The following is a 22,866-nucleotide window of genomic DNA, read 5'->3' as shown; positions in this document are numbered from 1 at the left end:
CGGCCGGCCGCGAGGCGCTTGTGGGACATCACCGGCGTCCCGGTCCAGCCACCCCCGAGCGAATCGATCCACCCCGGAAAGCCCCGACCCACCCATGCACACGCGCACCGTATTCTTCATCTCCGACGGCACCGGCATCACGGCGGAAACCTTCGGCAACGCCATCCTGGCGCAGTTCGACATCAAGCCGCGCCACGTGCGCCTGCCCTTCATCGACACCGAGGACAAGGCCCACCAGGCCGTGCGCCGCATCAACCACACGGCCGAGCTGGAGGGCAAGAAGCCCGTCGTCTTCACCACGCTGGTCAACATGAGCGTGCTGCGCATCATCCAGGAGAACTGCAAGGGCATGCTGCTGGACATGTTCGGCACCTTCATCCGCCCGCTGGAGGGCGAGCTGGGCATCAAGTCGCTGCACCGCGTGGGCCGCTTCGCGGACGTGAGCCTGAGCAAGGAATACACCGACCGCATCGAGGCGATCAACTTCAGCCTGGACCACGACGACGGCCAGAGCCACCGCGACCTGGACGGCGCCGACGTGATCCTGGTGGGCGTGTCGCGCAGCGGCAAGACCCCGACCAGCCTCTACCTGGCGATGCAGTGCGGCCTGAAGGTGGCCAACTACCCGCTCATACCGGAAGACTTCGACCGCAAGCAGCTGCCGCCCGCGCTGGAGCCGCACCGCAAGAAGATCTTCGGGCTCACCATCCTGCCCGAGCGGCTCTCGCAGATCCGCAACGAGCGCCGGCCGGGCTCGAAGTACGCCGACCTCATGAACTGCCGCCACGAGGTGGCCGAGGCGGAGGCGATGATGCGGCGCTCGGGCATCCGCTGGCTCTCCACCACCACCAAGAGCATCGAGGAGATCGCGACGACGATCCTGCAGGAAGTGCGGCCGGAACGGCTGGTGTACTGATTCGCCCGCTCAGGCCACCGTGAGGTGCTCGAAGAGGATCAGCGACCCGATCCCGATGAGCAGGACGCCGCCCAGGCCCTCGGCCCAGCGGCCCACGACGGCTCCCAGCAGGCGGCCGACCATGACGCCCAGCGTGACCATGGTGAAGGTCGCCAGGCCGATGGCCACGGCCACCACGGCGATGTTCACGTCGAGGAAGGCGAGGCCCACGCCGACCGCCATCGCGTCGATGCTGGTGGCGAAACCGGTCACCGCCAGGAGCCAGAATCCGTGCCGGCTCGGCTTCTCGGCCTCCATCTCCCCGGGGCTTTTCATCGACGCGATCAGCATGTGGCCGCCCAGGCACACCAGGAGCACGAACGCGATCCAGTGGTCCCAGGCCTTGACGTAATCCGACGCCATCGAGCCCAGCGCCCATCCGGCGACGGGCGTGAGCGCTTCGATCACGCCGAAGATGGCGCCGGTGCGCAGCGCTTCGGACCAGCGGGGTTTGAGGAGGGCGGTGCCCTTGCCGACGGCGGCGGCGAAGGCGTCGGTCGACATGGCGAAGGCCAGCACCGAAATGGCAGCGAGATTCATGGGGAAGACAACTTGTGATCGGCCGGGCACGAGCGCAACGGCACGCCATCGCTGCCCGGCCTGCGCCGCGATGGAGTGCCGATGGTCTCGCCAACCGATCAACGGATGCCGGCGCCACGGCATGCGGGATGCCGAGTGTGTTGACGCAGGCGCCTTCAGCGGTGAAGGCAGGCTACTCCCCAAGGGAGCCGCGATTCTAGAAGAGGCTGGGCGAACGCACGCCCATGGCCCCGACGGCAGGAAGCCTACTGGAAACGGGTCGCATTCCTGGCCGGTACGTTGCGCCCAGCCCCATCGCCACCTCGCTGCCGTAGAAGCGAACGCTGGATTCTTGCATGGACACGCCAGCCGGCAGGGCTGCCACGGGATTCTTGCAGAAGACGTTAGGCAGCCAGGGGCGTGCAGAATGCGCGTTCAAAACAAACAGAGAGGGAGTGCCGACATGGCCCGAAGACGAGGAAAAACATCCGCCATCGATGACCTGATGGAACTGGTGGCGCTGCTGCCCTGGTGGGCGGGCGTGCTGCTGGCCATCGTGAGCTATCTGGTGCTGCACCGCTGGGCGAATGCGCCGTTGCCGGTGGCGAGCTCGCCGCAGGACATCGCCGGCATGGCCACCAGCAGCATTTGGCGCGGGCTGGCCTATGGCGGCCAGTTCCTGCTGCCGTTCGTGTGTGCGATGGGGGCCCTCGCTTCCGCCCTGCGCCGCCGCGAGCGCCGCCGGCTGATCGACACCGCAGCCCGCAACCCAGCCGCCGACGCCCTGCATGGGATGACGTGGCAGGCGTTCGAAGTGCTCGTGGGCGAAAGCTTCCGAAGGCAGGGGTACCTCGTGGAAGAGACGGGCGGCGGTGGCGCGGACGGCGGCGTCGACCTCGTGCTCGGCAAGGGCGGCGACCGGTTCCTCGTGCAGTGCAAGCAGTGGAAGGCCTTCAAGGTCGGCGTGACCGTGGTGCGCGAGCTCTACGGGGTGATGGCCGCGCGGGGCGCCGCGGGCGGCTTCGTCGTCACCTCGGGCCGCTTCACGCAGGAGGCCACGGACTTCGCCAGCGGGCGGAACATCCGGCTCATCGACGGCGAGGCATTGCTGCAGTGGATACGGCAGGGGCGATCGCCGGCGCGTTCGCATCCGCATTCGCCTTCACAGCCGGCAGCGGCGCACGCTCCGCGGGCCCCCAGGGAGCCGACCATGGACGCACCGCCCCCTGCGCCGGCTTCCACTCCCGCTCCTGCTCAGTCCCCTGCACCCGTATCTGCACCAGATCCCGCGACGGCGCCGTCATGCCCGGCCTGCGCACAGCCGATGGTGCGCCGGGTCGCCAAGCGCGGGGCCTCGGCAGGGCATGCGTTCTGGGGATGTTCGGCGTACCCGCGGTGCCGGGGTACCAAGCCGATGTGATTTTCCGGGTGGGGTCACAATAACAGCACCGCTTGCCAACCGCAGGGCCCCGGACGCCTTGCCGCCGAAGCTTCAGACGGCCCAGGCGCTCACTGCAGCGCTTCCGGCGCCGTGTGCCACAGCCGCCGCTGCAGCTCCGCCGCACTCGGGCCGGCCGGCACCGCAGCCCCCTCCCCCGCCGCCAGGCCCAGCCGCCGGGACCAGCGGTTGTTCAGGTTGCCCGCCATGGTGCGGAAATGCGGCGACAGGCCCTCCATGCGCGCGAGGCTCTCCAGGTGGGCGGCAATCTTGCGGCCCATGGCTTCGCGATCGCCCGTGCGCTCGGTGTGCGCATAGCCGGTCATGAGCGCCAGCGTGCCGGCCAGCAGCGCTTCGGCACAGGGCAGGCCCGGCTCGGCCTCGGAGGGGTGCAGCAGCGGGTTGGCGGATGGACGGGAAGCGTCGGACATGCAGGGAAACTCCTGGGTGCGTTGGTGTGGCTGGCTGCGGGCAGTATATGAGAATGAATATCAATCACAAAATGCCGCCGCGAACCCTTTCCACCGGCAGGGATGCCGGCCAGGACCACCACCGCGGGCCAACGAAAAAGGGAGCGGCATCGCCGCTCCCTTGTCCTTCCGTGGCGCAGGGCGCCATCAGGCCGGGGCCGTGGTGCGGATCAGGTGGTCGAACGCACCCAGGGCCGCCTTCGCGCCGTCGCCGGCCGCGATGATGATCTGCTTGTACGGCACCGTGGTGCAGTCACCGGCCGCGAACACGCCCGGCACGCTGGTGCGGCCATGCGAATCGACCACGATTTCGCCGAAGCGCGACAGCTCCACCGTTCCGCGCAGCCAGTCGGTGTTGGGCAGCAGGCCGATCTGCACGAAGATGCCCTCCACGGCCAGCACGTGGTGCTCTTCGGTGGTGCGGTCCTGGTAGCTCAGGCCGGTCACGCGGTTGCCGTCGCCCTTCACCTCGGTGGTCTGGGCGTTGAGGATCACGTCCACGTTCGGCAGGCTGCGCAGCTTGCGCTGCAGCACGGCATCGGCCTTCAGCTCGCCCGCGAACTCCAGCACGGTGACGTGGGCCACCACGCCGGCCAGGTCGATCGCGGCTTCGACGCCAGAGTTGCCGCCGCCGATCACCGCCACGCGCTTGCCCTTGAAGAGCGGGCCGTCGCAGTGCGGGCAGTAGGTGACGCCCTTGGTGCGGTACTGCTCCTCGCCCGGCACGTTCATGTTGCGCCAGCGCGCGCCGGTGGAGATGATCACGGTGCGCGACGAGAGCGTGCCGCCGTTCTCCAGCTCGACCTCGACCAGGCCGCCTTCGGTGGCGGCGGGGCGCAGCGCGCGGGCACGCTGCAGGTTCATCAGGTCGACCTCGTAGTCGCGCACGTGCTGCTCCAGCGCGGCGGCGAACTTCGGGCCGTCGGTCTTGCTGACCGAGATGTAGTTCTCGATGTCGAGCGTGTCGTTCACCTGGCCGCCGAAGCGCTCGGCCGCGATGCCGGTGCGGATGCCCTTGCGTGCGGCATAGACGGCCGCCGCGGCGCCGGCCGGGCCGCCGCCGACGATCAGCACGTCATACGGTGCCTTGGCCGACAGCTTGGCGGCTTCGCGCTTCGCGGCGCCGGTGTCGAGCTTGGCGACGATCTCCTCGATGGTCATGCGGCCGGAGCCGAACACCTGGCCGTTGAGGAACACCATGGGCACGGCCATGATCTCGCGGTCGGTCACTTCCTGCTGGAAGGTGCCGCCCTCGATCACGGTGGTGCGGATGCGGGGGTTGAGGATCGCCATGAGCGACAGCGCCTGCACCACGTCCGGGCAGTTGTGGCAGGTGAGGCTCATGTAGACCTCGAAATCGAAGTCGCCGTCGAGCGCCTGCACCTGCTCGATCACGTCCTGCTCCACCTTCGGGGGATGGCCGCCCGTCCAGAGCAGCGCCAGCACCAGCGAGGTGAATTCATGGCCGAGCGGCAGGCCGGCGAAGCGCAGGCTCGTCTGCGTGCCGGAGCGCTGCAGCGTGAAGGAGGGCTTGCGGGCGTCGGTGCCGTCGGTGCGCAGGCTGATCTTGTCGCTGCGCAGGGACTGGATGGTCTCCAGCAGTTCGCGCGTCTGGCCAGAGGCTTCGCTGCCGTCGAGGGAGGCCACGATCTCGAACGACTGCGTCACGCGCTCCAGATAGGCGGAAAGTTGGGATTTGAGTTGGTCGTCGAGCATGGATGTCCTTCAGGGGTTTCGAGTTATGCAGGGGAGCCGGGGGCCGGGAACGGGCGGAGAACGGGCAAGATGCGGGCGAAAAAAAGCCGGACGGCAGGGCGCGCGGGCGCACTGCGGAGGTCCGGCCGGGGAAGCGCGCGGGGCGCTTCCGGATCGCGCGGGCGATTAGATCTTGCCGACCAGGTCCAGCGAAGGCGTCAGGGTCTTGGCGCCTTCCTTCCACTTGGCGGGGCAGACCTGGCCGGGGTTCGCGGCGGTGAACTGGGCGGCCTTCAGCTTGCGCAGGGTCTCGGACACGTCGCGGGCGATTTCGTTGGAGTGGATCTCCATCGTCTTGATCACGCCGTCGGGGTTGATCACGAAGGTGCCGCGCAGTGCCAGGCCTTCTTCGGGGATGTGCACGCCGAAGGCGTTGGTCAGCTGGTGCGTCGGGTCGCCGACCAGGGGGAACTTGGCCTTGCCCACGGCGTCGGAGGTCTCGTGCCACACCTTGTGCGAGAAGTGCGTGTCGGTCGTCACGATGTAGACCTCGGCGCCAACCTTCTGGAACTCGGCGTAGTTGTCGGCGGCATCCTCGATTTCCGTGGGGCAGTTGAACGTGAAGGCGGCCGGCATGAAGATCAGGACGGACCACTTGCCCTTCAGGTTCTCTTCGGTCACGGTAATGAACTCACCCTTGCCATTGCGGTTCACGAACGCTTCGGTCTTGAAAGGCTGGACTTGGGTATTGATCAGGGACATTGCTGTTTCCTCGGTTGGTGGTTGCTGATACGGAATGAACGAAGTTTAGGCCCGCGAGAACGATATAGCCAATTAATTGATTCCATCAAATCAATTGCTCATGACTATGACGCATGGGCGAGGCGCATGCCGGTGCGGGGCAATCCCCGTTCCTGCGGCCGAGCCGATGAGAACACAACTCAGTGTCACACGCAGCCAGACCGTGCGCATGGGGGCTTCGCCTTGCGGCGAACGGCGGGGCTCACGACAATCGCGCCCACGGACACCCGTCCACTCTGCATTCCATTATCACAAGGAGAGCCCCATGCAAGGCGACGCACAGGTCATTGGCCATCTGCAGGCACAGCTGAAGAACGAACTCACGGCCATCAACCAGTACTTTTTGCACTACCGGATGCTCAAGCACTGGGGCTTCGACCGGCTGGCGAAGAAGGAATACGACGAGTCGATCGGCGAGATGAAGCACGCCGACCGCATCATGGACCGCATCTTCATGCTCGACGGCCTGCCCAACCTGCAGGACCTCGGCAAGCTCCAGGTGGGCGAGGACGTGCCCGAGATCCTCGAATGCGACCTGCGCTCGGAACGCGGCGCCCAGGCCACGATCAAGGAAGGCATCGCCCACTGCGAGGCCGTGCGCGACTACGTCTCGCGCGACCTGCTGCAGGAAATCCTGGAAGACACGGAAGAACACATCGACTTCCTCGAGACGCAGATCGGTCTCGTGGAGCAGGTGGGCGTGCAGAACTACCTGCAGTCGCAGATGGGCGAGGCGGACTGACGCCGGTCCTCCCGCCGCCGGCATGGCCGGCATGCGACCTGCCGCACGGGCCCTTCGGGGCCCTTTTTGTTTTCGGACGTGCGGCATGGCCCGCCGCGGCGGGTGCGGCCCGCGATGCGGAAGGGCCCGGAAAAGTTGCGCTGCCTACCGGAAATTTGCGTGACTTTCCATTCGCAAATGAGAATGCATATCAAAAATAATTAGAATACGGGACTCGGTCGCAGCCGACGGCCGCCGGTGGCAACGCCCTCCGCGCCGGGTCGGCAGCCTCCAGCAACGTCCGCCAGCCAGTACGTGGACTTCCCCGTCAGCCAGTGCTTCCCGGTCCGTTTTTTCTCGAAGTCCGCGCCCCATGCCGCTCCGTTCCGCCCCATCCCGCCCACGCACTGCCCGCTCCCCGTTCCGCCTGTCCGCGCCCACCCGCGCACTTGCCCGCACCGGACTGTTCTGGGGCGCCGGGCTGCTCGCGGCCGCACCCGTCGCCGGCTGGGCGCAGGCCGAGCCCGTCGCCGCCGCGCTCGGCGAGGTGCAGGTGAGCGCCGACCGCGCGGGCGAGGCCGCCACGCCCGCGCGCCGCGCGCAGAGCGCGTCGCGGCTGGGCCTGTCGGTGCTGGAGACGCCGCGCTCGGTGAGCGTGGTGGAACGCGAGACGCTGGAGCAGCAGGGCGCCACCACCGAGCGCGACGTGCTGCGCAACGTCTCGGGCGTGGCTTCGCGCAGCGAGTACTACGGCTCGTATTCGCAGTTCTCGGTGCGCGGGCTGTGGGCCAACAACACCTACAACTACCTGCGGGACGGCGCCAAGTTCATGCACCTGATCGATCCGCCGCTCTTCAACATCGAGCGCGTGGAAGTGATCAAGGGGCCCGCCGCGCTGGAGTATGGCCAGGTCGCGCCCGGCGGGCTGATCCAGTACGTGAGCAAGCTGCCCCAGGCCGAGGCGCTGCGCTCGGTGCGCGCGGGCGTGGGCAGCCACGGCTGGCGCTCGGGCGAGTTCGACCTGACGGGCCCGATCGACACCGAAGGCACCCTGCTCTACCGCCTGACCGGTGGCGCGAGCCGCGGGGGCAGCGCGGTGGACGGCATCACGCCCGAGAAGCGCGGCCTGGGCGGTGCGCTGGAATGGCGCATCACCCCGCAGACGCGCTGGCGCGTGCAGGCCGAGACGTACCGGCTGGAGACTACCTCCTACCCCGGGGTTCCGGTGCCCGTGCCCGCCGATCCGCGCAGCGCCGATGCGGTGGACGAAAGTAATTTCTACGGCGAACCCTGGCTCACCACCAAGGGCCGCATGCGCTTCTATGCGAGCGAGCTGACGCACCGCTTCAGCGATGCCCTGGATGCGCGCCTCTACGTGTCGCGCAACGAGACGGACCGCGACGTGCTGCTGCCGATGCTGTCGGGCGTGTCCGGCAATCGCGTGGCGCGCGGCTACTGGCTGGCGCCGGGGCAGAGCTTCACCTCGGACACGGTGCTGGCCGAGCTGCGCGGCCGCTGGGCTACCGGCGCGGTCGAGCACCGCCTGCTCGCGGGCGTGGACTGGCGCGCGATGGAGAGCCGCTACGGCTCCAGCGGCACCGGCCCCCTGCCCTCCGTGGACCTGTGGAACCCGGTGACCGGCATCGCCGCGCCCGCCGCGTCCACGGGTTCGCCCGCCGTCGCCAGCGATACGCGCAACCCGGGCGTCTACCTGCAGGACCGCATGGCCTGGGGCCCGTGGGCGCTGACGGCCGGGCTGCGCCACGACCGGCTGAAGGACCGCTACGTCACGCCGCAGCTGGACGCGAGCAAGACCCAGCCGTCGATCGCCCTGAGCTACGAACCCATGCCCGGCACGATGGTCTATGCCAGCCATGCGCGCTCGTTCCAGGCGAACGTCGGAACATTGCTCGCGGGCAACGTGGCCGCGCCGCCCTCCGAGGGCAAGCAGGTGGAGGTGGGCGTGAAGCAGGAATGGCTGTCGCGCCGCCTGCTGACCACGGCGTCGCTGTTCGAGCTGGAACTCACCAACAGCCCGGCGAGCGATCCCGCCAACCCGGGCTACTCCGTGCTCACGGGCCGCCAGCGCATCCGCGGCCTGGAGCTGGAGGCCAAGGGCCGCATCGCGCCGGGCTGGACGGTGACCGCCCAGGCCACCTTCATGGACCCGAAGGTGCTGGCCGACACGGTGGCCGGCGCGAACGTGGGCAACCGCGTGGCGCTGGCGACGAAGCGCACCGCATCGCTCTGGACGCAGTACCGCATCGCCGCGGTGCCGGGCCTCTGGGTGGGCGGGGGCCTCACGCACCAGGGCGACAAGTTCCTGGCCAACGACAACCGGCGCCGCCTGCCGGGCTACACGGTGGCCGATCTCGCGGTGGGCTACGAGATGGCCGGCGGCCTGCGCCTGCAGGCCAACCTGAAGAACGCCGCGGACAAGCGCTACTACCTCGACGGCACCAGCAATGCGGCCGGCTTCACCTCGGTCACGCCGGGCGAGGCGCGCGCGCTGCAGGTCACGCTCGACTACGCCTTCTGACCGGGCGACGCCCCGTCCGCCCGCCCCTTTCTGCAACCACGCCATGAAACCCACCCGCCCGCTCTGGAGATACCGCCTCGCCATCGCCTCCCGCTCCCTGGCCGCCACCGCCGGCGGCTATGCGCTGGCGGCGGCCGCCACGGCGGCGGCCGCGATGGCCCTCACGCTCGCCATGCCGCGCGTGGAAGCCGTGCTCACGGCCACCATGCTGTCGTGGCTGGTCTACGCGGGCGCGGCGGCCTGGGCCTTCTATGCGCGCACGGCATGGTCGGCCTGGGCGGGCGTGCTGGTGCCGGCGCTGGTGCTGGGCGCCTGCGTGCTGGGCCCGCGCTGGTGGGGAGGCGCGGCATGAACGATTCCGTGCGGAACCCGGGCGGCCCCTCCACCGCTGCGGCAGCCGCCGCCGTTCCGGAGCGGGAGGGCTTCCGGCTGGCGATGTCGTGGGTGCACACCTGGGCGGGGCTGGTGCTCGGCTGGCTGCTGTTCGCGATCTTCGTCACCGGCACGCTGAGCTTCTTCAAGAATGAATTCAGCCTGTGGATGCGGCCCGAGATGCACGGGCTGCCCACCACCGCGAGCGCGGACGTGGCCGAGCGCGCGCAGGCCGCGCTGCACCGGCAGGTGCCGGGCGTGACGCAGTGGATCATGCGCCTGCCCGACGAACGCCAGCCCGCGGCCTCGGTGCTGTGGCGCGACGGCAGCGGCGGCCGTTTCCAGAGCCTGCTGATGGACCCGTCCACGGGCGAGAAGATCGCAACCCGCGACACGGTCGGCGGCGACTTCTTCTACCGCTTCCATTTCGAGCTGCGCACCGCGCACGGCGGGCGCTGGACGATCCAGGGCCGCTGGGTGGTGGGCGTGGCCACGATGCTGATGTTCGTCGCGCTGCTCACGGGCGTGGTGACGCACCGCCGCATCTTCAAGGATTTCTTCACCTTCCGGCCGGCCAAGGGCGGGCAGCGCGCGTGGCTGGATGCGCACAACGTCTCCGGCGTGCTGGTGCTGCCGTTCTACCTCGTCATCACCTTCAGCGGGCTGATGATCTTCCACACGCTCTACATGCCCGCGGGCATGCAGGCCGCGTACGCCACGCCCAAGGGCACGGATTCGCAGGCCTACTTCGCGGAAATGCAGGGGGACGAGCCGGGCGCGCGCAGCGCGCGGCGCGGGCGCACCGCCGCGGCGGAGCCGCTGCCGGCGCTGGACCTGGCCACCATGGTGGCGACCGCGCACCGCACCTGGGGCGATGCGCGCATCGGCGGCATCTCCGCGCGCCGCGACGACAGCGGCACGGTGGTGGAGATCACGCGGCACGACGGCGACCGGCTGCAGTACGGCCCCGCGCGGCTGCGCTTCGATGGCGCCACCGCGCAGCCGCTCGCGCTCATCGATCCGCAGACGCCGGCCCTCAAGACCTTCCGGGTGCTGTACGGGCTGCACCTCGCGCGGTTCGCCGGGCCCGGCATGCGCTGGGTGCTGTTCGGCTTCGGCGTGATGGGCAGCCTGATGATCGCCTCCGGGCTGGTGCTGTGGACCGTGAAGCGGCGCGCGCAGGCGCAGCGCAAGGCGGCCGACGCGCGCATGCCGTTCGGCGAGAGGCTGGTGGCGAGCCTCAACGTGGGCCTCATGGGCGGGCTGCCGCTGGCCGTCGCCACGATCTTGGCGGCCAACCGGCTGCTGCCCGTCGGCCTGCCGGGCCGCCCCGACGCCGAACTGGCCTGGTTCTTCGGCGCCTGGGGCGTGGGGCTCGCGGTGGGCATCCTGCGGCCCGACCGCCGCGGCTGGGCGCTGCTGCTGGGCGCGGCGGGCCTGCTGTTCGCGGCGCTGCCCGTGATCAATGCCGCCACCACGGGCACGCATCTGGGCGTGACGCTGCCCGCGGGCGAGTGGATGTGGGCCGGCATGGACCTGTCGTTCCTGGCCGCCGGCCTCGTGTTCGGCGCGCTGGCGCGGCACCTGCTGCGGCGCCGCCCTGCGGCGGCGGCGGCGAAGCCGGCACCCAAAGCGGCCCGCCCTGCCGCCGCACCGGCGGTGCCTGCCGCTGCGCCCGCTGCCCAGAGCGTGCCGCCTTCCGCCACCACGCCGCCCCGGGGAGCCTGAACCATGCTGGAACTGCTGCTGTGCTTCGCCGGCTGGTCCGGCATCGCGCTGGGGATGGACCGCCACCACGAGGACGCCTGGGGCCGCGAGGGTGACGCCGCACGCCTGCGTGCCCTGCGCCGTGCGGGCTGGGCCGTGCTCGCCCTGTCGCTCGCCCTCGCGGTCGGGTGGCCGCGCACGGCGGCCAGCGTGCCGCTCTCGGTCACATGGTGGGCGATCGCGCTCTCCGTATCCGCACTCGCCACCACCGCGGCCGCGACCTGGTGGCCGGGCCGGCTGCCGCGCCTGGCCGCGGCCGCCCTGGTGCTGGCGGCGCTGTGGGCCGTGCTGGGGCCGCTCGCCGCGGGTTGACGGCCGGAATCACCGGCCTCCCTTTTGTTTCCGTTTCCTGGCCCACCCGTCTTCCGACACCGGCGGGCACCTCCGGTTTTTTCACGCAACTTATCTCCAAGGAGCATACCGATGGCATCGACCTTCCAACCCTGGGCCACCGCCCTTTTCGCCGCCTGCGCCGCCGCGGCCGGCACCGCCCAGGCCCACCAGGTGTGGATCGAGTCCAGCGGCAACCAGGCCCGCGTGCAGTTCGGCGAGTACGCCGACAACCTCGTCGAGAAGTCGCCCGGCGCGCTGGACAAGTTCCAGGGCGTGCCGGTGCTGCAGGCCCGGACGGCCGGCGCCGCGGCGCCCACGCGCGTGGAAGGCCAGCGCACGGCCACCGCCTTCACCTATGCGCTGCCGGCCGCCGCCGACACGCTGTTCGCCGAAGCCCGCTACCCGGTGATCGACCGCAGCAAGGGCGGCAAGCCCGCGTTGCTCTGGCGCCCGGCCGCACGCTGGGTGGCCGGGCTCGCGCAGCCGGTGGCGGCGACCGCGCCGCTGGACATGGTGCCCACGGGCCGCGCGGGCGAGCTGCGCGTGGTGTTCAACGGCCAGCCGCTGCCCAAGGCGCAGGTGATGCTGGTGGCGCCCTCCGGCTGGGCCCGCGAGGCCCACACGGGGGCCGACGGCACGGTGCAGTTCGCGCTGCCCTGGAAGGGCCAGTACGTGGCCGAGGTGAAGCACTCCGACCCCACGGCCGGCGAGCGCGACGGCGAGACGTTCGGTGAGACGAGCTACCTGACCACGCTCACGTTCGCCCAGGCAGAAGGCATGGAATCGCCTGCCCTGCCGGCCGCGCCCGGGCGCTGACGCCGCGCGCCGCAGCTGCCGCCCGACCGCCATCGGCATCGCGATCGCCCATCGCGGCGGACAGGCCAGGCGGAGCTGCGGACCGGGTGCCGCATCACTGGCGCCCTCCCTTCTTTTTTACCGTCCACGACAGTCTCCCGCGCGATCGCTGCATCGCTGCGGTAGCACTGCCCATTTCCGACCATGACCCATCCGATTCCGCGCCCCCACCTGCACGCCTGCCTGCCGCCGCACGCACGCCGCCGCGCACCCGCCACCGCCCTGTCCGCGGCCATCCCGGCCGTCCTCGCAGCCCTCTGCGCCGCGGGCACCGGCACGGCCGCCCATGCGCAGCCGGCTCCGGCGCCTGCCGCCAACAGCGCTCCGGCATCGGGCCAGGGCACGGCCACCGGCTCCGGCACCGCGCCTGCCGCGGAGGCCACGCTCGCCCCCGTCACGGTGAATGCCGGCGCACAGCAGGAAAATCCCACCGCCCCGGTCGCCGGCTTCGTCGCGCGCCGTGCGCTCTCCGCCACCAAAACCGACACGCCGCTGATCGAGACGCCCCAGGCCATCAGCGTGGTGACGCGCGACCAGATGGAAGCCCAGGGCGCGCAGACCCTGCGCCAGACCACGGCCTACACGGCCGGCATCGTGTCCAACTACTTCGACAGCCGCGTGGACAGCTTCAAGGCGCGCGGCGGCGACGTGACGCAGTACCAGGACGGCCTGCTGCGCACCTACGGCACCTACAACAACGTCAAGGCCGATCCCTACCTGCTGGAGCGGGTGGAGTTCCTGCGTGGCCCGTCGTCGGTGCTCTACGGCCAGGGCAGCGTGGGCGGGGTGCTGAACCTCACCAGCAAGCGCCCGCAGGCCGAGCCGCTGCGCGAAGTGCAGGTGCAGGTGGGCAACTTCGCCCGCAAGCAGATCGCCGCCGACCTGACGGGCGCGCTCACGCAGGACGGGCAATGGCTCTACCGGCTGGTGGCCGTGGGCCGCGACAGCGATTCGCAGGTGGACCACGTGAGCGACGACCGGCTGATCCTGGCTCCCTCGCTCACCTGGAAGCCCAGCGCCGCCACGTCGCTCACGCTGCAGTTCACGCACCAGAAGGACAAGAGCGGATCGCTGATCGGTTTCTTCCCGTGGCAGGGCACGCGGCTGTCCAGCCCGTATGGGCAGATCCCCACCGCGGCCTTCATCAGCGAGCCCGGCTGGGACGCCTACGACACCGAGAACAACTCGTGGGGCTACCTCTTCAGCCACCGCGTGAACGATGCCTGGACCGTGCGCCAGAACCTGCGCCGCACCGTGAGCGACGTCGATTACCGCAGCATGTACACGAGCTTCACGGCCAACCGCGCCACGGGCCGTCCGGCGCGCCCGGTGTTCGAGGCGGACAACCGCACGCTGCTGCGCGACGCCTCCTGGCAGCGCAACGCCAGCCGCCTGCTGATGGTGGATACGCAGGTCGAAGGCAAGCTCAAGGCCGGCGCCACCGAGCACACGCTGCTGGCCGGCGTGGACGCGCAGCGCAACGCCACCAGCCAGTCGTCGTGGCTCAAGACCGTGAGCGGCATCGACGTCTACGCGCCGGTCTACGGCAACTTCACGCCGCCCTCCGAGTCCGCCCTGGTGCGCCAGCCGGGCGTGACGCAGCGCCAGTGGGGCGTCTACCTGCAGGACCAGATCCGCTGGGACCGCTGGACCGCCACGCTCGGCCTGCGCCACGACAGCGCCAAGACCGAAACGGAAGGCCGCCCCGCCGCGGCCGTGGACGACACGGCATGGACCAAGCGCCTGGGCGCCACCTACCAGATGGACGGCGGCTGGGCGCCCTACGTGGGCTATGCCGAGTCGTTCCAGCCGCTGGGCGGCGTGAACTTCTTCGGCGCCCCGTACAAGCCGCAGCGCGGCGAGCAATGGGAAGCCGGCGTGAAATGGCAGCCCGAAGGCCGCGGCATCTCGGCCTATGCCGCCGTGTACGAGCTGCGCGAGAAGAACCGCAAGACCTCCGACCCGGCCAATCCGCTCAACAACCTGCAGATCGGCGAAACCAAAACGCGCGGCCTGGAGGCGGAACTCACCGCCAGCATCGCCCGCAGCTGGGACGCCACGCTCGCTTATGCCTACACCGACGCGAAGATCGCGCGCAGCAACGCGGGCGACCAGGGGCAGCCGGTGGCGGGGGTCTCGAAGCACACGGCGTCCGCATGGCTGTCGCACCGCTTCGCCACGGGCGGACGCGGCCAGTGGACCGTGGGCGGCGGCGTGCGCTACACCGGCTCGCAGTGGAGCGGTTCCTCCGCGATCTCCACGCCGGCGTCCACGATCGCCGATGCCATGGTGGCCTACGACGCGGGCGACTGGCGCCTGGCCTTCAACGTGGTGAACCTGGCGGACAAGGTGCAGATCACGCAGTGCCTGGCACGCGGCGACTGCTTCTACGGGCAGCGGCGCACCTACATGCTGACGTCGACCTACCGGTTCTGACGACCGCGGCTGCCGCTGCTGCTGCTGCTGCCGCCCGTCACTCGGGCAGCAGCCAGTGGCAGAGCTCCTCGGCCTGCTCCATGCACTGCTCCTGCTGGGCGGTGCCGTAGGGCCAGCCACCCACGAACAGCAGCGGCGGGATGGCGGCGCAGGGCACGCGGCCCTCGCCTTCCTGCCAGCCCTGCACGAAGGCATCGTTGAGGACGCGGATCTCGGAGCGTGCCTGCACGGAGACATCGAGCACGCTGCGCCGGAAAGCGGCCCAGGCCTGGTCGTGGGGCACGGAGCCGGTGCCGGAAGCCGGCTCCCCGGCCGCCCGGTCCGGCCCGGCCGCCCCGGGGCCGTCCGCCGCGCCGGCGCGCCCGGCCCCGCCGGACAGGTCGCCGTCCCACCGGTCCTCCGAGGCGCCTTCATCGTCCCAGTCCGGCCCGTCTTCGCCCCCGTGCTCGCACACGCTGTCGAGGATGCGGCCCAGCCGGGCGCCGAACGCCGCGGTGGCGGTATCGAAGGCGAGCACGCGCACGGCGTCGGCCGGCGCATTCGCCATCACGCAGATGTCGAACACGCGCGAGGCGCCGTCCTGCAGCACCTCCACCATGTCGCTCATCACGCGCACCAGCAGCGCCTCGCCGGTGCGGATCCGCACGGCGACCTGCCGGTCCGAGCGCGCCACCAGATGGGCCGCCAGCGATTCCGCCCATTTGCGCGAGGCGTCGTCGGCGAAGCCGCCCGCGGCCAGCGCGTGGCCCTCGTCCTTCCAGCGGATGTATTCGAGAGCCGCCTGCACCGGCGTGCGCTCCGGGCCCGCCGGATCGCACAGGAACATGGCGGAGATCAGCGGGTAGTAGTAGTCGTCGCGCACCTGCGCGAGGCGGCGCGGCACGTCGGGATGGTTCCAGTCGATGGGCAGGTAGAGCGCGCGGGCGGCGTCGCCGAGGGTCGCCTCGGGGTCGCGCAGGCAATCGTCGAAGAAACGCGCACAGGTGCAGTCGCCCCGGGCACGGCCCCGCAGGTCCATGGAGGCGCGGTGCACGATGCGGATCAGCGAGGCGGTCAGTCCGCCGCCCTCGCGCAGCAGGCGGGCGCCCACGGTTTCGGCAACCGTGGCGGGCCCCTGCGCCGGGTCGGCGGCCGCCCTGCCGAAGCGCCCCGCGCGGGCGTCGAACACGTGCACGTCCAGGCTGGCGCCCAGGCGGCGCGCCCGCTGCATGAGGTGGTAGGCCGATGCGAGGCCCATGGCCCCGCCCCCGACGATGGCCACGTGCAGCACGTCGTCTGCGTCGCCGTGGTTTGACATGTTCTGCCCGTTCCGTCCCGGGATTATCGGCCCCGGACCGCAGCCATAGTTTTCATTTATCGATACCTCTTCAAAATAGAAATATCAATTCCACGGGCGGAATGTAACCGGTTCGCACGTTCCCGTCGCCGCGCCGCATGTGAGAAAGCCCCCGGGATGGCTCCCTGGGGGCTTTTCCGTTGCGCGCAGGCCTCACCGGCCTGCACGGCCGTCACACGTTGGTGATGGACACCGCGCGCGTGTTCAGGTGCGCCTCGATCGCCTCGGGGCCGCCCTCGGAACCGTAGCCCGAGTCCTTGAGGCCGCCGAAGGGCAGCTCGGCGGAGGGCGACGCGGGCTGGTTGATCCACAGCATGCCCACTTCGAGCCGCTGCGACAGCAGGTGCGCATGCTTGAGGGAGCGGGTGAACGCGTAGCCGGCCAGGCCGTACGGCAGGCGGTTCGCCTCGGCGATGGCATCTTCGATCTTCTCGAAGCCTCGCACCGCGGCCACCGGGCCGAAGGGCTCTTCGTTGAAGATGCGCGCGGACACCGGCACGTCGTCCAGCACGGTGGGCTGGAAGAAGTTGCCGTCGCCGCCGATGCGCTCGCCGCCGGCCGCCACCTGGGCGCCCTGCTGCACGGCATCCTGCATCAGTTCGGCCATGGCCGCGATGCGGCGCGGGTTGGCGAGCGGGCCCATCTGCGTGCCGTCGGCCAGGCCGTCGCCCACCTTCAGGCCCTGCGCATGGCGCGCCAGCGCGGCCACGAAATCCTTGCGGATGCTCTCGTGCACCAGGAAGCGGGTGGGCGAGATGCAGACCTGGCCGGCGTTGCGGAACTTCGCGCCGCCCGCGGCCTTGATGGCGAGCTCCACGTCGGCGTCGTCCGCGACGATCACCGGGGCGTGGCCGCCCAGCTCCATGGTCACGCGCTTCATGTGCTGGCCGGCCAGCGCGGCCAGCTGCTTGCCCACGGGCGTGGAGCCGGTGAAGGTGACCTTGCGGATGATCGGATGCGGGATCAGGTAGCCGGAGATCTCGGCCGGGTTGCCGTAGACCAGGCCCACGGTGCCCGCGGGCACGCCCGCGTCGGCGAAGGCGCGGATCAGCTCGGCGGGGCTGGCGGGGGTCTCTTCGGGCGCCTTCACGAGGATGGAGCAGCCGGAGGCGAGCGCGGCGGCCAGCTTGCGCACCACCTGGTTGATCGGGAAGTTCCAGGGCGTGAACGCGGCCACCGGGCCGACCGGGTCCTTCAGGACCAGCTGGCGCACGGCGAGGCTGCCGCGCGCGGGCACGATGCGGCCATAGATGCGCTGGCCTTCGTCGGCGAACCACTCGATGATGTCGGCGGCGGCCATGGCCTCGACCTTCGCCTCGGTCAGCGGCTTGCCCTGCTCCTGCGTGAGGATGCGGGCGATGGATTCGGCGCGCTCGCGCATCAGGGCCGCGGCGCGGCGCATGGTGCGAGCGCGCTCCACGGCGGGCATGTCGCGCCAGACTTCGAAGCCCTTCTGCGCGGCTTCCAGGGCCCGGTCCAGATCGGCACGGCCGGCATGGGCCACGCGCCCGATTTCCTTGCCCGTGGCCGGGTTGTGCACGGCGATGGTCTTGCCATCGGCGGCATCCTGCCATTCACCGGCGATGAAAAGGCGTGTGCTCGGATACGTCATGCAATGTGCTCCTGCGGTAGCTGAATGAAGAGGATGGAATGGGAGGGGACGTGCCCCGGGGGCTTCGCCGGGGCCTGCGGCCCGGCTCGGCAGCCAAAGAAGCACTATAGGCCGGTTGCACGTTTCCTGCAGCCACGCGGGCGAATGACTGCGCCGCGTTTTCCCACGTTACGGATTTTTTCAGCGGTTCCACGCCACCGGCGTGGCGCCGGCCTGCGCGGCGGGCGCCCCGTCGCCCCAGCCGCCGCCGAGCGCGCGGACCAGTCCGACGGTGGCCGCGTACTGCGCCGTGCGCACCTGCAGGGCCTGGCGCCGGTTGCGCAGTTCGCTGCGGCGCGCATCCAGCAGCTCCAGCTGGCTCACGAAGCCGTTGCGGTAGCGGGCGTCGGACAGCCGCGTCGCGCGCACGGCCGCATCCACCGCGCGGCCCTGGGCCTCCGCCTGGGCGGAGAGCAGCCGCAGCGCGCCGAGCTGGTCCTCCACGTCGCGGAAGGCGCCGAGCACCTGGCCGCGGTGCGCCGCCAGCGCCTCGTCCAGCCGGGCGCGCGCGGCGTCTTCCTCGGCCGCGCGGCGGCCGCCGTCGAAGATCGGCAGCGACAGCAGCGCCCCCACGCTCCAGGCGCGGGCGGACCAGCGGAACAGATCGCCCAGCTCGGGCGAGGCGAAGCCCCCGTTGCCGGTGAGCGTGATGGCCGGGAACCAGGCGGCCTGGGCCACGCCGACGCGGGCCTGCGCCGCCAGCACCGCGGCCTGCGCGGCGGAGACGTCGGGCCGCCGCGCCAGCACGGTGCCGGGCACGCCCGGCGGGATCACCGGCAGCGCCGCCTCGGCCGCCGCCGGCTGCACCGCGAAGGCGGAAGCCACTTCGCCGGTCAGCACCGCCAGGGCGTTCTGCAGCGCCACCTGCTGGCGCTCCATCGCCAGCGCCTCGGCCTCGGTGGCGGCCACTTCGGCCTGCACGCGGGCCAGATCCAGCTCGGCCACGTCGCCAGCCTGGTAGCGCCGCTGGGTGAGCCGCAGCGTATCCCGGTAGGCCGCGAGGCTTTCGGCCACGAGCGCTCGCTCGGCCTGCACGGACCGCAGCTGCAGGTAGGTCTGGGCCACGTCGGACTGCACCAGCAGGCGGGTGCTCTGCAACAGCGCCGCGCGGGCCTGCGCATCGAGGCGGGCGGCATCGCTCGCGCGGGACAGCCGGCCGAACAGGTCCGGCTCGTACGCCACGCCGAGGCCCGCCGTGCCGAGCGTGGCGGGGCCCGCGCCGGCCGCACTGCCGGCGCCCGCCTGGCGCGACACCCCGGCGGATGCGCCGATCTGCGGTGCCCGGTCGGCATCCGCCGAGCGCAGCAGCGCCCGCGCGGCGGACAGGCGCGCCGCCGCCTGCGCGATGTCGGCATTGGCCTCGCCGGCGCGTTCCACCAGCGCGGTGAGCACCGGGTCCTGGAACGCGCGCCACCAGGCGCCGCGCGGCTGCGATTCGGCCGGGGGCGCGGTCGTCCAGTGCGCCGCGCTGCCGTCCGTGGCCGCGGCCGTGGCCGGAGCCCGGTCCTGCGCGAACGCGGCGGGAACGGCCACGCCCGCATGCGGGTCCGGCGGCGCGAGCGGCGCGCCCATGCAGCCGGCCAGCACCAGGGCCGCCATCAGCACCGTGGCCGCCAGGGCCGGACGCGGAAGGCGCCGGGCCGGCGCCGGAAGGGATCGGGAAGAGGAATGCATCGCTATCGCTCCTTGTCGTTCATGCCGTGGCGTCATTCATGGCTCCCGCGCGGGGCGGCCAGCACCGGCTGCGCACCCGCGCCGCCACCGTGGCCCGCATCCGCACCGTCACCGGCCAGCGGCGCGGTGTGGCTGCCGTGCTGCTGCAGCGGCCGGTTGCCCGCCATGCGGCGCAGCACCACGTAGAACACCGGCGTGAGGAACAGGCCGAAGGCCGTCACCCCGATCATTCCCGCGAACACCGCCACGCCCATGGCGCTGCGCATCTCCGCGCCCGCGCCGGTCGAAAGCACCAGGGGCAGCACTCCCATCACGAAGGCCAGCGAGGTCATGAGAATGGGCCGCAGCCGCAGCCGGCTCGCCTCGATCGCGGCCTGCACCGGCGTGCGCCCGGCGAACTCCAGCTCGCGTGCGAACTCCACGATCAGGATCGCGTTCTTCGCCGACAGCCCCACCAGCACGATGAGCCCGATCTGCGTGAACACGTTGTTGTCGCCGCCGGAGAGCCACACCCCCGCCATCGCGGCCAGCAGGCCCATGGGCACGATCAGCACGATGGCGATCGGCAGCGTCAGGCTCTCGTACTGCGCGGCCAGCACCAGGAACACCAGCAGGATCGCGATGGGGAACACCAGCACCGCCGAATTGCCCGCCAGGATCTCCTGGTAGGTGAGCTCCGTCCATTCGAAGCCGATGCCCTGGGGCAGCGTCTCGGCCGCGATGCGCTCGATGGCGGCCTGCGCCTGGCCGGACGAGAAGCCGGGCGCGGGCCCGCCGTTCACGTCGGCCGACAGGAAGCCGTTGTAGCGCATCGCGCGCTCGGGACCGAAGCTGGGCTCGATCTTCATGAGCGCCGACAACGGCACCATCTCGCCCGTGGCCGAGCGCACCTTCAGCAGGCCGACGTCCTCCGCCCGCGCGCGGTAGGCCGCATCGGCCTGCACGCGCACGCTGTAGGTGCGGCCGAACTGGTTGAAGTCGTTGGCGTACAGGCTGCCCAGGTAGATCTGCAGCGTCTCGAAGATGTCCGTCACCGGCACGCCGAGCTGGCGCGCACGGGTGCGGTCGATGTTCGCGAACAGCTGCGGCACGTTCACCTGCCAGCTCGTGAACAGGCCCGCCAGCTCCGGCGTCTGGTAGGCCTTCGCCATGAAGGCCTTCACGGCCGCGTCCATCGCCTCGTAGCCCAGCGAGGCGCGGTCCTCGATCTGCAGCTTGAAGCCGCCCGTGGTGCCCAGGCCGGCGACCGGCGGCGGCGGGAACATCGCGATGAACGCGTCCTGGATGCTGCCGAAGGCCTGGTTCAGCTGGCCCGCGACCGCGCCGCCGCTCTGGTCGGCGCGCCTGCGCTCGGCGAAGGGCTTGAGCGTGACGAACACGATGCCGGCGTTGGAGCTGTTGGTGAAACCGTTGATCGACAGTCCCGGGAAGGCGATGGCGTCCTCCACGTTCGGGTTCTTCTTGACGATCTCGCCCATGCGGCGGATCACGTCCTCGGTGCGGTCCAGCGTGGCGCCGTCGGGCAGCTGCGCGAAGCCGACGAGGTACTGCTTGTCCTGCGCGGGCACGAAGCCGCCGGGCACGGCCTTGAACAGCCCCCAGGTGGCGAGCACCAGCACGCCGTAGACCGCCAGCATCAGCGCCTTGCGGCCGATCACGCGGCGCACGCCGCCGCTGTAGGCCTCCGAGCCGCGGTGGAACACCCGGTTGAAGCGCCGGAAGAAGCCGCCCAGCACGCGGTCCATGCCGCGCGTGAGCGCATCCTTGGGCTCATGGTGGCCCTTGAGGAGCAGCGCGCTCAGCGCGGGCGACAGCGTGAGCGAGTTGATCGCGGAGATCACGGTGGAGATCGCGATGGTCACCGCGAACTGCCGGTAGAACTGCCCCGTGAGCCCGCTGATGAAGGCCAGCGGCACGAACACCGCCACCAGCACCAGCGCGATCGCGACGATCGGGCCGCTCACCTCGCGCATCGCGCGGTAGGTGGCCTCGCGCGGGGTGAGCCCCGCCTCGATGTTGCGCTCCACGTTCTCCACCACCACGATCGCGTCGTCCACCACGATGCCGATGGCCAGCACCAGCCCGAAGAGCGACAGCGCGTTGATCGAGAAGCCCAGCAGGTGCAGCACCGCGAACGTGCCCACCACCGACACCGGCACGGCCAGCAGCGGGATGATGGAAGCGCGCCAGGTCTGAAGGAACAGGATCACCACCACGACCACCAGAGCGATCGCCTCCAGCAGCGTCTGCACGACGGAGTGGATGGAGGCGCGCACGAACTGCGTCGGGTCGTAGGCGATGCGGAACTCCACGCCCTCGGGCATGTGCTTCTGCAGCTCCGCCATGGTGGCGCGCACGTTGGCGGAAATCTCCAGCGCGTTCGAGCCCGGGGCCTGGAAGATGCCCATGCCCACGGCCGGATCGTTGTTGAGCAGCGAGCGCAGCGAATAATCCGCCGCGCCCAGCTCCAGCCGGGCCACGTCGCGCAGACGCGTCACCGCCCCGTCGGCGCCCGTCTTGACGATGATGTCGCCGAATTCCTCCTCGGTCGCGAGGCGGCCCTGGGCGTTGATCGACAGCTGCATGTCCACGCCCTGCAGGCCCGGCGATGCGCCCACGACGCCGGCCGCGGCCTGCACGTTCTGCCCGCGGATGGCGGCCACCACGTCGCCGGCCGAGAGGCCGCGCTGCGCGACCTTCTGCGGATCGAGCCAGGCGCGCATGGCGTAGTCGCCGCCGCCGAAGATCTGCACCTGCCCCACGCCGGGAATGCGCGCGAGGCGGTCCTTCACGTTGAGCACGGCGTAGTTGCGCAGGTAGTCGATGCCGTAGCGCCCGTTGGGCGAGACCATGTGCACGACCATGGTCAGGTCGGGCGCGCTCTTGACGGTGGTCACGCCCAGGCGCCGCACTTCCTCGGGCAGGCGCGGCTCGGCCTGCGAGACGCGGTTCTGCACGAGCTGCTGCGCCTTGTCCGGGTCGGTGCCCAGCTTGAAGGTGACGGTGAGGGTCATCACGCCGTCGGTCGTGGCCTGGCTGCCCATGTAGAGCATGCCTTCCACGCCGTTGATGGATTCCTCCAGCGGCGTGGCGACGGTCTCGGCGATCACCTTCGGGTTGGCGCCCGGGTAGGTGGCGCGCACCACGATGGATGGCGGCGCCACTTCCGGATACTCGGAGATGGGCAGCACGCGCATGGCGATGAGCCCGGCCAGGAAGATGATCACCGACAGCACCCCGGCGAAGATGGGGCGGTCGATGAAGAAGCGGGAAAAGTTCATGTTGGCGTCTTTGTCATAGGGAG

The 22,866-nt window shown here is 70.8% G+C and carries 17 protein-coding genes and 1 riboswitch; of the genes, 9 read left to right on the top strand and 8 right to left on the bottom strand.

Translation table 11 applies throughout. From position 1 onward, the window contains the following. Positions 1-94: 94 nt before the first annotated feature. The gene (locus Q9R47_RS14475; protein WP_311233895.1) at positions 95-916 is read left to right on the top strand and encodes a pyruvate, water dikinase regulatory protein; all 822 of its coding nucleotides are present in this window, start codon (positions 95-97) and stop codon (positions 914-916) included. Positions 917-925: 9 nt separating this feature from the next. Here the strand turns inward: Q9R47_RS14475 and mntP are convergent, their stop codons facing one another. Beyond that, positions 926-1,495 (bottom strand): manganese efflux pump MntP, encoded by a 570-nt coding sequence (mntP, locus tag Q9R47_RS14470; protein WP_311233894.1) that lies wholly within the window; start codon positions 1,493-1,495, stop codon positions 926-928. 14 nt (positions 1,496-1,509) lie between these two features. Continuing rightward, positions 1,510-1,678: riboswitch (yybP-ykoY riboswitch) on the bottom strand. Between the two features lie 259 nt (positions 1,679-1,937). Between mntP and Q9R47_RS14465 the strand changes: the two genes are divergently transcribed. Beyond that, the gene (locus Q9R47_RS14465) at positions 1,938-2,894 is read left to right on the top strand and encodes a restriction endonuclease (protein ID WP_311233893.1); all 957 of its coding nucleotides are present in this window, start codon (positions 1,938-1,940) and stop codon (positions 2,892-2,894) included. An 89-nt stretch (positions 2,895-2,983) separates the two neighbouring features. On the opposite strand, the gene Q9R47_RS14460 is transcribed toward Q9R47_RS14465, so the two are convergent. From Q9R47_RS14460 to ahpC, 3 genes are all read right to left on the bottom strand, one after another. Beyond that, positions 2,984-3,343, bottom strand: coding sequence for a hypothetical protein (locus tag Q9R47_RS14460; protein WP_311233892.1), 360 nt, complete (start codon positions 3,341-3,343; stop codon positions 2,984-2,986). A gap of 186 nt (positions 3,344-3,529) precedes the next feature. Continuing rightward, positions 3,530-5,098, bottom strand: coding sequence for an alkyl hydroperoxide reductase subunit F (gene ahpF, locus Q9R47_RS14455; protein ID WP_311233891.1), 1,569 nt, complete (start codon positions 5,096-5,098; stop codon positions 3,530-3,532). A 165-nt stretch (positions 5,099-5,263) separates the two neighbouring features. Then, entirely contained in the window at positions 5,264-5,839 is a 576-nt protein-coding gene (gene ahpC / locus Q9R47_RS14450; RefSeq protein WP_311233890.1) for an alkyl hydroperoxide reductase subunit C, read from the bottom strand. A 304-nt stretch (positions 5,840-6,143) separates the two neighbouring features. Between ahpC and bfr the strand changes: the two genes are divergently transcribed. From bfr to Q9R47_RS14415, 7 genes are all read left to right on the top strand, one after another. Next, the gene (gene bfr / locus Q9R47_RS14445) at positions 6,144-6,620 is read left to right on the top strand and encodes a bacterioferritin (RefSeq protein ID WP_311233889.1); all 477 of its coding nucleotides are present in this window, start codon (positions 6,144-6,146) and stop codon (positions 6,618-6,620) included. Between the two features lie 352 nt (positions 6,621-6,972). After that, positions 6,973-9,138 carry a TonB-dependent siderophore receptor gene (locus tag Q9R47_RS14440; RefSeq protein WP_311233888.1) on the top strand — a complete coding sequence of 722 codons (2,166 nt, stop codon included), beginning with the start codon at positions 6,973-6,975 and terminating at the stop codon, positions 9,136-9,138. 43 nt (positions 9,139-9,181) lie between these two features. Further along, positions 9,182-9,490, top strand: coding sequence for a DUF3649 domain-containing protein (locus tag Q9R47_RS14435; RefSeq protein WP_311233887.1), 309 nt, complete (start codon positions 9,182-9,184; stop codon positions 9,488-9,490). Further along, positions 9,487-11,238 (top strand): PepSY-associated TM helix domain-containing protein, encoded by a 1,752-nt coding sequence (locus Q9R47_RS14430; RefSeq protein ID WP_311233886.1) that lies wholly within the window; start codon positions 9,487-9,489, stop codon positions 11,236-11,238. Before Q9R47_RS14435 ends, Q9R47_RS14430 begins: the two co-directional genes overlap by 4 nt. 3 nt (positions 11,239-11,241) lie before the next feature. Next, positions 11,242-11,589 (top strand): DUF3325 domain-containing protein, encoded by a 348-nt coding sequence (locus tag Q9R47_RS14425; protein ID WP_212534316.1) that lies wholly within the window; start codon positions 11,242-11,244, stop codon positions 11,587-11,589. Between the two features lie 111 nt (positions 11,590-11,700). Further along, entirely contained in the window at positions 11,701-12,426 is a 726-nt protein-coding gene (locus Q9R47_RS14420; protein ID WP_311233885.1) for a DUF4198 domain-containing protein, read from the top strand. Between the two features lie 183 nt (positions 12,427-12,609). Beyond that, positions 12,610-14,901 (top strand): TonB-dependent siderophore receptor, encoded by a 2,292-nt coding sequence (locus Q9R47_RS14415; RefSeq protein WP_311233884.1) that lies wholly within the window; start codon positions 12,610-12,612, stop codon positions 14,899-14,901. Between the two features lie 37 nt (positions 14,902-14,938). Here the strand turns inward: Q9R47_RS14415 and Q9R47_RS14410 are convergent, their stop codons facing one another. The 4 genes from Q9R47_RS14410 to Q9R47_RS14395 form a co-directional block, all read right to left on the bottom strand. Continuing rightward, positions 14,939-16,198 (bottom strand): FAD/NAD(P)-binding protein, encoded by a 1,260-nt coding sequence (locus Q9R47_RS14410; protein WP_311233883.1) that lies wholly within the window; start codon positions 16,196-16,198, stop codon positions 14,939-14,941. A 211-nt stretch (positions 16,199-16,409) separates the two neighbouring features. Further along, on the bottom strand, positions 16,410-17,849 hold the full coding sequence (locus Q9R47_RS14405) for an NAD-dependent succinate-semialdehyde dehydrogenase (RefSeq protein WP_311233882.1): 1,440 nt from the start codon (positions 17,847-17,849) through the stop codon (positions 16,410-16,412). 180 nt (positions 17,850-18,029) lie between these two features. Continuing rightward, positions 18,030-19,487 (bottom strand): efflux transporter outer membrane subunit, encoded by a 1,458-nt coding sequence (locus tag Q9R47_RS14400; protein WP_311233927.1) that lies wholly within the window; start codon positions 19,485-19,487, stop codon positions 18,030-18,032. 107 nt (positions 19,488-19,594) lie between these two features. Next, the gene (locus Q9R47_RS14395) at positions 19,595-22,843 is read right to left on the bottom strand and encodes an efflux RND transporter permease subunit (RefSeq protein WP_311233881.1); all 3,249 of its coding nucleotides are present in this window, start codon (positions 22,841-22,843) and stop codon (positions 19,595-19,597) included. Positions 22,844-22,866 lie beyond the last annotated feature (23 nt).

It is taken from the genome of Acidovorax sp. PRC11 (assembly GCF_031844105.1).
Classification (GTDB): Bacteria; Pseudomonadota; Gammaproteobacteria; order Burkholderiales; family Burkholderiaceae_C; genus Paracidovorax.
The sequence above is the reverse complement of the archived record's forward strand: the minus strand, read 5'-3'. Positions and strand labels throughout refer to the sequence as shown.

Bases quoted from the DNA above. Each gene is read 5' to 3' on its own strand.
- Q9R47_RS14475 (WP_311233895.1), top strand. From the start codon at position 95: ATGCACACGCGCACCGTATTCTTCATCTCCGACGGCACCGGCATCACG.
- Q9R47_RS14425 (WP_212534316.1), top strand. From the start codon at position 11,242: ATGCTGGAACTGCTGCTGTGCTTCGCCGGCTGGTCCGGCATCGCGCTG.
- mntP (WP_311233894.1), bottom strand. From the start codon at position 1,495: ATGAATCTCGCTGCCATTTCGGTGCTGGCCTTCGCCATGTCGACCGAC.
- Q9R47_RS14440 (WP_311233888.1), top strand. From the start codon at position 6,973: ATGCCGCTCCGTTCCGCCCCATCCCGCCCACGCACTGCCCGCTCCCCG.
- bfr (WP_311233889.1), top strand. From the start codon at position 6,144: ATGCAAGGCGACGCACAGGTCATTGGCCATCTGCAGGCACAGCTGAAG.
- Q9R47_RS14435 (WP_311233887.1), top strand. From the start codon at position 9,182: ATGAAACCCACCCGCCCGCTCTGGAGATACCGCCTCGCCATCGCCTCC.
- Q9R47_RS14405 (WP_311233882.1), bottom strand. From the start codon at position 17,849: ATGACGTATCCGAGCACACGCCTTTTCATCGCCGGTGAATGGCAGGAT.
- ahpF (WP_311233891.1), bottom strand. From the start codon at position 5,098: ATGCTCGACGACCAACTCAAATCCCAACTTTCCGCCTATCTGGAGCGC.
- Q9R47_RS14400 (WP_311233927.1), bottom strand. From the start codon at position 19,487: ATGGCGGCCCTGGTGCTGGCCGGCTGCATGGGCGCGCCGCTCGCGCCG.
- Q9R47_RS14465 (WP_311233893.1), top strand. From the start codon at position 1,938: ATGGCCCGAAGACGAGGAAAAACATCCGCCATCGATGACCTGATGGAA.
- ahpC (WP_311233890.1), bottom strand. From the start codon at position 5,839: ATGTCCCTGATCAATACCCAAGTCCAGCCTTTCAAGACCGAAGCGTTC.
- Q9R47_RS14420 (WP_311233885.1), top strand. From the start codon at position 11,701: ATGGCATCGACCTTCCAACCCTGGGCCACCGCCCTTTTCGCCGCCTGC.
- Q9R47_RS14430 (WP_311233886.1), top strand. From the start codon at position 9,487: ATGAACGATTCCGTGCGGAACCCGGGCGGCCCCTCCACCGCTGCGGCA.
- Q9R47_RS14415 (WP_311233884.1), top strand. From the start codon at position 12,610: ATGACCCATCCGATTCCGCGCCCCCACCTGCACGCCTGCCTGCCGCCG.
- Q9R47_RS14410 (WP_311233883.1), bottom strand. From the start codon at position 16,198: ATGTCAAACCACGGCGACGCAGACGACGTGCTGCACGTGGCCATCGTC.
- Q9R47_RS14460 (WP_311233892.1), bottom strand. From the start codon at position 3,343: ATGTCCGACGCTTCCCGTCCATCCGCCAACCCGCTGCTGCACCCCTCC.
- Q9R47_RS14395 (WP_311233881.1), bottom strand. From the start codon at position 22,843: ATGAACTTTTCCCGCTTCTTCATCGACCGCCCCATCTTCGCCGGGGTG.